The 8,756-nt window shown below is 76.3% G+C and carries 4 protein-coding genes; 2 read left to right on the top strand and 2 right to left on the bottom strand.

Annotation, left to right across the window (positions count from 1 at the left end):
- Positions 1-1,983, bottom strand: a 1,983-nt coding sequence (locus tag E4099_RS24375; RefSeq protein ID WP_135341268.1) for an AfsR/SARP family transcriptional regulator, incomplete at its 3' end; no start/stop codon positions are given.
- Between the two features lie 681 nt (positions 1,984-2,664).
- Positions 2,665-4,776, bottom strand: coding sequence for an asparagine synthase-related protein (locus E4099_RS24370; protein ID WP_135341267.1), 2,112 nt, complete (start codon positions 4,774-4,776; stop codon positions 2,665-2,667).
- Positions 4,777-5,685: 909 nt separating this feature from the next.
- On the opposite strand from E4099_RS24370, the gene E4099_RS24365 reads away from it, so the two are divergent.
- On the top strand, positions 5,686-7,128 hold the full coding sequence (locus tag E4099_RS24365) for an NsdA family TPR-like regulatory protein (protein WP_135341266.1): 1,443 nt from the start codon (positions 5,686-5,688) through the stop codon (positions 7,126-7,128).
- 145 nt (positions 7,129-7,273) lie between these two features.
- Positions 7,274-8,482, top strand: coding sequence for an L-2-hydroxyglutarate oxidase (gene lhgO / locus E4099_RS24360; RefSeq protein WP_135341265.1), 1,209 nt, complete (start codon positions 7,274-7,276; stop codon positions 8,480-8,482).
- Positions 8,483-8,756 lie beyond the last annotated feature (274 nt).

Below are 8,756 nucleotides of genomic sequence, written 5' to 3'. Positions count from 1 at the left end.
GGGGGAGGCCGTGGGCTGCCGCGGGTCGGGGCGGACGGTGGGGTCGTCCCCGGGCGCGGGCGGGCGGCCGGCGCACACCGCCTCCGCCGCGGCCAGGTCCCAACCGCCCGCGAAGACCGCGGCGCGGCGCAGTACGGTGCGTTCCCGCTCGTCCAGCAGGTCCCAGGACCAGTCGACCACCGCGCGCAGGGTCTGCTGGCGCGGCAGTACGGTCCGGCTGCCGCTGGTCAGCAGACGGAAGCGGTCGTCCAGACGATCGGCGATCTGGCGCGGGGTGAGCAGCCGCAGCCGGGCCGCGGCGAGCTCGATGGCCAGCGGCAGACCGTCCAGCCGGCGGCAGATCTCGGCGACGGCGGCCGCGGTGTCCGGGTCCTGTGCGGGATCGAACCCCGGCCGCACCGCGGCGGCGCGCTCGGCGAACAACTGGTGCGCGGGAACCGGAAGCAGAGGTTCCACGGGGCGTACCGTCTCCCCGGGCACACCGAGCGGCTCCCGGCTGGTCGCCAGCACCGTCACCTGGGGGCAGTGCGCCAGCAGGGTCTCGGCGAGTCGGGCCGCGGCGTCGATGAGGTGTTCGCAGTTGTCCAGCAGGAGCAGCAGCCGGCGAGGGGCGCAGTGTTCGATGAGCCGCGCGGTGGGGTCCGCGTTGTCCGGACCGCTGGTGCGGCCTTCGAGTCCCGACAGCAGTGCCGTGTCACGCCGTCCGACCGCGCTCAGCACGGTGCCGGGGACCGCCATCGGGTCGTCCAGCGGGGCGAGTTCGGCGACCCAGACACCGTCCGGGTAGGCGTCGGCCACGGTGGCGGCGGTCTCCTCGGAGAGCCGGGTCTTCCCTGAGCCGCCGGGGCCGGTGAGGGTGGTCAACCGCGCCTCGCGCAGGCCCGCGCGCAAGGCCGCGACCTCGGCCTGCCGCCCGACGAAACTGGTGAGCCGGGCGCGGAGGTTGCCCCGCGGGGCGGGGACGGAGGGACGAGCGGAACCCGCGGATCCGTTGGTCGGCTCCGTTGGTGCCGCGGCTGGGGAGGGGGCGTGCGCACTGGCGGTGCGGAGCGCTCGCACCGGGGGCGCGAGGGGCGGCGCGTGCGCGGTCTCGTGCACGGCGCCGGGCGCCGGAGTGCCGCGGGGCGCCGAGGCGCTCTCCGTGGCCGGGGCGCTGCCGAACGCGGCACCGTGCCCCGGGGCCGGAGACTCGGGAAGCCACGGCGCACCGGCGCCGGTCGGTGCCGCCCCGGTTTCAGGAACGGGAACCGTATCGGGGTCACCGCGGAGCAGTCGGCGGTGGAGCTCCCGGAGTCCGGCACCCGGCTCGGTGCCCAGGCGCTCCGCGAGGCCCTGGCGTACGGCCTCGTACGCGGCGAGGGCGTCGGCCGCACGTCCGGTGGCCCACAGGGCCCGGATCAGCTGGGCGTGGAACGGCTCGTCCAGCGGATGGTCGGCGACGAGTCCGCGCAGCTCGGGCAGGATCTCCGCGGCCCGGCCCAGCGCCAGGTCGGCCTCCACCCGCTGGTGCAGCGCGGTCATCCGCAGGGCCTCTGGCCGCGCCGCCGCTGCCGCCCCGTCCGGGAGGTCGGTGAACGCCGGGCCGCGCCACAGCGCGAGTGCGGTACGCAAGGTGGCGGCGGCGGTTCCGGGATCGCCCGCGTCCAGCGCGCGGCTCCCCTCGTCCACCAGCCGCTCGAAGCGGAACAGGTCGATCTCGTCGGGGTCCGCGGCGAGCCGGTAGCCGCCCGGCGCGGAGACCACGGCCGCCCGCCCGATGGCCCGGCGCAACCGGCCGACCAGCGCCTGGAGCGCGGCGACCGCGTCCTGCGGCGGATCGCCGGCCCACACCTCGTCGATCAGCACATGCACCGGGGTCGGGGCGGGGCGTGCGGCCCGCAGCGCGAGCGCCGTGAGAAGGGCACGGATTCGGGCACCACCGAGCGGTAGCGGGTCGCCTTGGCTGTCGCGCGCCTCGGTGGCGCCGAGTATCAGATACCGCACGGTTCATTGTCCTCAGAGACGGGGGGGCAGTAGTCAGTATGGGTGAGGCCGGCGGTGGTGTCCGATGACTTTTCCCTCACCGCTCGGGCGTGTCCGGCCTCACCGGGCCCTGGTGGGCGGCGGGCGGCGGCACCGTACGCACCGGCCCGGACCTCCTCTTTCACGTTCTTTCACGGCAGCCGCGATGTCGGTCTCCTTCGCCTGCCGCGCCCCGCTCGGCGCGGGGCGCTTGCGGGGCGGCCGGACCGGCGCGGCGTGAGGCGGCCAGACCAAGGCCGGGCGGCCAGGCCGGGGCCGGCTCGGGGACGATTTCAGGGCAGCCTCGACCCGCTCGTCACGCGCCGCGTAGCTCCCGCTCCGTACGTCCATGCCTGGTCCCGCTCCGTACGTCACGCCTCAGGCACCCGTCCGGTACGTCACGCCCCGTGTGTCCCGCCCCGGGCGCGCTCCTCATACGCCCCGCCTCGGGCGTGCGCCCCATGGATCCCGCCCCTGGCATGCACTCGCCCCGTACGTCATGTCTCCGGCTCCCGCCCCGGGCCCGCGACCGCCCGTACGTCCTGTCTCGGCCGCCGCCTGGCGGTACCGGGCGTCGGCCGGAGCTTTCGGTGCACCGGACGCCCGGCACGGCGGCCGGCCAGATCGCCCCGTCCCGGCGGGTGGCCCCTGGCCCCCGTCCGCTCAGCCGCGCGACTCGAGCCCACCTCCACTCAGACGCGATCGCGGGACCACTCCGCCCGCCACCGCCCGCTGCCGCGGTGCCTCGCTTCCGGTCCAGCAGGTCCCGCGGCGGGAGAGCAGGCGGCGCAGCCAGAGTTCGGTGGCGACCAGCTCCGCCAGGCCGTCCAGGGGAAGCCGCTCGCCCTCGGCGGCCGCGCGCAGGGCCGTGCGCACCACGCGTGCTTCCACCAGCCCCGCATCGGCGAGCAGGGGGGCGTGGAAGAGGTCCATCAGGTCGTGGACATGGGCGCGGAGGCCGGCGCGGGCCGCGGCGGTGTGCACGGGTTGCGAGGTGGCGCCCCAGCCGGGCGGCAGATCGCGGATGCCCGTGCCCGCCAGTACGGCGCGAAGGACCGCGGCCCGCGCCCCTGGCTGCACCCGGAGCGCTTCGGGGAGCGCTCGGCAGGCCCGTACCACCTGGTTGTCCAGGAAGGGCGCGTGCAGTCGCTGGCTGCGCACCTCGGCCGCCTGCTCGAAGATCCGCTGGTCGGCGGCGTACCGGGCCAGGGCCGCGTCCGCCCGGCGCTCCCCGGGGCGGCTCAGGGCGGCGGGGCGGGCGGCGGCGGCCTCCAGGCGAACCGATACTTCAGCCAGCGCCTCCCCGGTCAGCCAGCGGGCGGCGGGGCCCGGGCGGCACCAGGTGAGCGCGGCCAGCGAGGCGGACACGGCGCCCTGCCGCCCAGGGGCCCCGTCGCCGCCGAACCGGCGTTCCAGCAGGTGGTGGGCGGCCTGCTGGAGGCCGTCCCGGTAGGGGGTGCGGGCCAGTCTGCGGGCGGCCCGGTAGACCGTGAACGGTACGAAGAAGGAGTGGGCGGACGGGCCGTCGGCGCGGGCCAGGGCGGTGGCGGGGCGCAGCAGGTGGCGGCGGCGCCGGTCCAGCAGCAGGTCGGCCAGGCGTGCGGGATGGGCGTCCAGTACCTGGCGCGCGCCGTGGCCGATCAGATGGTCGGCGCTGCCCGCGGCGAGCCGGCGCCGATGGCGTTCGGCGAGCACCAGGGAGGGGCCGGGCTCGTCAGTGAGCGGCCCGCGGTCCAGTGCCGCGTACGGCAGCGCCTCCACGCCGGCGGCCACCACCACATGGCGTAGCCGCGGGTCGGCGGCGATGCTGCGGGCGCGCTCCAACTCGGCCTCCCGCGCCCGACCGCCGCCCGCCGCCAGGTCGTTGAAGGTGACGGCGAGCAGCCGTTCGCCCGCCTCGGCGCCGTGCCCCAGCGGAGTGCCGGGTATCCCGGGCAACCCCGCGGCAAGCAGCGAGAGGGTGCCGGAGGCACTCCCTCCGGACAGGTCGGCGCCCACCCCGGGGGCCGGGGCGCCACGTGCCGCGCGCCGCTCGTCCGGGCCCATCCCGGGGACCGGGCCGGGGTCACGCCGGCTCGCCTCCGGGGCGTGCCGGGGGCCGGCCAGCCGCGCGCGTACCGCCTCGACCAGGGCGTCGCGCACGCCGTCCACCGCCTTGTCCGGCTCGAGGCGGGGCGCGGCGATGGCCAGCGAGGCGGTGGGTTCGTAGCCGCTGATCTCCCGGGAGCCCTCGCGCAGGATCAGCGCATGGCCGGGCGCCACTCGCCGTACGCCCAGGTAGGGGGTGCCGGCACCGGTGGCCTCCGGGACGTCCGGACAGGCGAGCAGGGCACCGAGGTGGCCGATGTCGAGCTGCGCCTCGATCAGGTCGGCGAGCGGCAGGGCCGCGGTGGCGAAGGCCGTGCCGCCGGCCCAGTCGGCGTGGAACACCGGCCGGGCGCCCGCGAGATCACCCACCACGGTGATCCGGCGGCCCACCCGCACCACCGCGGTGTAGCTGCCGGGCCAGGTGGTGAGATGCCGCAGGGCTCCGCCGCGTGCCGCGTACAGCCCGGCGCGCAGCTCCTCGTCGCGGGCCCCGCAGCAGCCGAAGACCGCGAGCCGGGTGACCGGGTCGGCCTGGACCACCCGCACCTCGTCGGAGCGCCAGTCACCGACCGCCCAGAGCGGATCCGGGTCCGCCCACAGGAGTTGGGCGCCCACCGGCTGGATCGCTCCGCACTCGGCCGTGGGCGGTCCCGAGGCGGCCCTGCTCCACCCCACCAACCACCGCATCGCCGCCTCCACAGGCTGTGGGCCACCAGGGACCAGCGGCCATCGGGACCAGCGGCCATCGGCGCGGCTGGCCGACGGATCCGGCGTCCGGCGGGCAACACCCGGTCGGCGGTGCCCCCGGGGGCCGCGGTCCGTGCGCCCCTCGACGCGCCCCGCAGCGCGCCCCACCGCTCCGTCGGGGCCCATGCTGCCACGGTTGCGGCGCGGGAGCGGGTGGGCGCGCGTGCGACACGAATGGATGCCTGGCGGCGCGTGATGGGATCTCGCTACGGTCCTGGCGGCGCGCGATGGGATCCCGCTACGGTCCTGGCGCGGGCGCACGGTACGTCATCCGCGCCCCACCGTCCCCGGGCGCATCGGAAGGCCGGCGGCGCACCGCGCCCGGCCCGCACCCCATCGGGAGCGCGTGGCGATCCCCGGCTTCTCGACGGGCCTTCCAGGCGCCATCGGTACGTCGGCAACCGCCGCGTCGGGCCTCCCCCTCCCCGGCCCGGTGCGGCGGCCCAGCCGTCAGGAGCGGTATTCGGCCAATCTCGGCGGCGTACCCTCCCGGGGCTTGCGGTGGCCCAACACCACAGTCCGGGAGGTGCGGTTCACCTCCCGGACCGTTCCGCCGCCCGCGGGGAATGAGGCGACGGTGTCCCCCAGCCACATGGCTCATATGCCATGGGCCGACCCACGCGTCACCCATGGAATCGCTCCCGGCCCATCAGAACCAGAGCGCACGGGCAGGCGCACGGCCACATGCGCCAGGAGCACGCGCCCCCCTGACCCGTACCCGCGTTCGTACAAGAATCTCGCCATCCGGTACTACACCTCTTAACGGTCGGGATCCGGCGAACTACGCTGGGTTTACGAATGCCCCGTGCCTATGCCGGGGCGGCCGTCGCCGCTGTTCGAGGGGTGCGCATGTCCAGGGAGCCACGCGGGCCGAACGAGAAGCTCGGCACCGTTCTCGCCCTCGCGGGAATCAGCAATGCCGGGCTCGCCCGCAGAGTCAACGACCTCGGCGCACAGCGCGGCCTGACGCTCCGCTACGACAAGACGTCGGTGGCGCGCTGGGTGTCCAAGGGCATGGTCCCGCAGGGGGCGGCGCCCCATCTGATCGCAGCGGCGATCGGCTCCAAGCTGGGCCGGCCGGTCCCCCTCCACGAGATCGGCCTGGCGGACGCCGACCCGGCGCCCGAGGTGGGCCTCGCCTTCCCGCGCGACGTCGGCCAGGCGGTGCGCAGCGCCACCGAGCTCTACCGCCTGGACCTGGCCGGGCGGCGGGGTGGCGGCGGCATCTGGCAGAGCCTGGCCGGTTCCTTCTCGGTCAGCGCGTACGCCACCCCGGCGTCCCGCTGGCTGATATCCCCCGCCGACAGCTCGGTCGCCCGCGAACCGAAGGAGCGGGAAAGAGAAGGGGAGGTCAGCAGCCCGGAGTGCTCCTCGCAGCGCGTCGGCCACAGCGACGTCAGCAAGCTGCGCGAGGCCGCCGAGGACGCGCGCCGCTGGGACTCCAAGTACGGCGGCGGCGACTGGCGCTCCTCGATGGTCCCCGAGTGCCTCCGGGTGGACGCGGCCCCGCTGCTGCTCGGCTCGTACAGCGACGAGGTGGGGCGGGCGCTGTTCGGCGCCACCGCCGAGCTCACCCGGCTCGCCGGCTGGATGGCCTTCGACACCGGCCAGCAGGAGGCCGCCCAGCGGTACTACATCCAGGCCCTGCGGCTGGCCCGCGCCGCGGCCGATGTGCCACTGGGCGGCTATGTGCTGGCCTCCATGAGCCTCCAGGCCACCTACCGGGGCTTCGCCGACGAGGGTGTGGACCTCGCGCAGGCCGCCCTGGAGCGCAACCGCGGGCTGGCCACCGCGCGCACCATGAGCTTCTTCCGGCTGGTCGAGGCGCGCGCGCAGGCGAAGGCCGGCGACGGGCCCGCCTGCGGGACCGCGCTCAAGGCCGCGGAGGGCTGGCTGGAGCGGTCCCGAGCGGGCGACCCCGACCCCTCCTGGCTGGACTTCTACACCCACGAGCGGTTCGCCGCGGATGCCGCCGAGTGCTACCGCGACCTGCGGCTGCCGCGCCAGGTGCGGCGCTTCACCGAGCAGGCGCTGGCCCGGCCGACCGAGGAGTTCGTACGCTCGCACGGGCTGCGCCTGGTGGTCTCCGCGGTCGCCGAGCTGGAGTCCGGCAACCTGGACGCGGCCTGCGCCCAGGGCGTGCGGGCGGTGGAGGTGGCGGGCCGTATCTCCTCCGCGCGCACCACCGAGTACGTGCGCGACCTGCTGCACCGCCTGGAGCCGTACGGGGACGAGCCGCGGGTGGTCGAGCTGCGGGAGCGTGCCCGACCGCTGCTGGTCGCCCCCGCCTGAGCCGCGCCGGCGCCCCCGCCCCGCTCGGCGGGCCCTTCCACGGACGACGACTGCCCAGGTCAGAGCCCTTGTCAGTGGTGCGGGTCATGATAGAGATCGTCGTGGGAGCGGTTGAACGGTCCGAGCTGCGGGGAGGTGACGTGTCGTGACCTGGGACTGTGATGTGCTGGTGATCGGGGGCGGGATCGTCGGCCTGTCGACGGCGTATGCGATCACCCGGGCGGCGCCCGGCACCCGCGTCATCGTGCTGGAGAAGGAGCCCGGCCCGGCCCGCCACCAGACCGGGCGGAACAGCGGCGTGATCCACAGCGGCATCTACTACCGCCCAGGCTCCTTCAAGGCCCGCTTCGCGGTGCGGGGCGCGGCGGAGATGGTGAAGTTCTGCGCCGAGTACGGCATCCCGCACGAGGTCACCGGCAAGCTGATCGTCGCCACCGAGCGCGCCGAGCTGCCCCGGCTGCACACCCTGGTGCAGCGCGGCCGGGAGAACGGCATACCGGTGCGCGAGCTGGGTCCCGCGCAGATCACGGAGTACGAGCCGCAGGTGCGCGGTCTGGCCGCGATCCATGTGGGCACCACCGGGGTCTGCGACTTCGGCGCGGTCGCCGCCCGACTGGCGGAGCTGGCGCAGGACGGGGGCGCCGTCGTGCGGTACGGAGCGGAGGTGCGGGCCGTCGGGAGGCGGAGCTCGGCCGTCGCGGTGCGCACCGCGGACGGCACGGTGCTGCGCGCCGGCGCGCTGGTCAACTGCGCGGGCCTGCACAGCGACCGGATCGCCCGGCTGGCGGGGGACGACCCGGGGCTGCGCATCGTGCCCTTCCGGGGCGAGTACTACGAGCTGACCCCGGCCCGCGCGCCGCTCGTCCGCGGGCTGGTCTACCCGGTGCCCGACCCGGCCTTCCCCTTCCTGGGCGTACACCTCACCCGAGGCATCGACGGCGCGGTGCACATCGGGCCCAACGCGGTGCCCGCCCTCGCCAGGGAGGGATACGGCCGGCGCACCCTGCACCCCGGCGAGCTGGCCACCACCCTGACCTACCCCGGCGCCTGGCGGATGGCCCGGCAGCACTGGCGGTACGGCGCGGGCGAGCTGCGGCGCTCCCTGTCCAAGCGCGCCTTCACCCAGGCGGTGGCCCGGCTGCTGCCGGTGGTGACCGCCGACGACCTGGTGCGCGCCCCGGCCGGGGTGCGGGCCCAGGCGGTGCTGCCCGACGGCACCCTGGTCGACGACTTCCGCTTCGCCGAGGCACCGCGCACCGTGCACGTGCTGAACGCGCCCTCGCCGGCGGCGACGGCCTCCCTGCCGATCGGACGCGAGGTGGCCCGCCGGGCCCTGGCCGCCCTGGCGGGCTGACGGGCCTCCGCCCTCTCCCGGGCGCCGGCCGGCCCGAACCTCGACCACGGGAGGCCCCGCCGGGTTCGTGCCCTGGCGGGTCGGCGGGTCGGCGGGTCGGCGGGTCGGCGGGTCGGCGGGTCGGCGGGTCGGCCTAGCCTGAACCGCGGGAGGCCCCGCGGGCCAGTGGGTTGGCGCCCTGGCGGGTCGGCCTGCTCTGGACCAGCAGAGGTCCCGGCGGATTGACGGGTCGGCGCCTTGGCGGGTCGGCCCAGCCTGAACCACGCGAAGCCCC

It is taken from the genome of Streptomyces palmae (assembly GCF_004684805.1).
Taxonomy (GTDB): Bacteria; Actinomycetota; Actinomycetes; order Streptomycetales; family Streptomycetaceae; genus Streptomyces; species Streptomyces palmae.
Note: the sequence above shows the minus strand (reverse complement) of the source record. Positions and strands in the feature narration are given on the sequence as shown.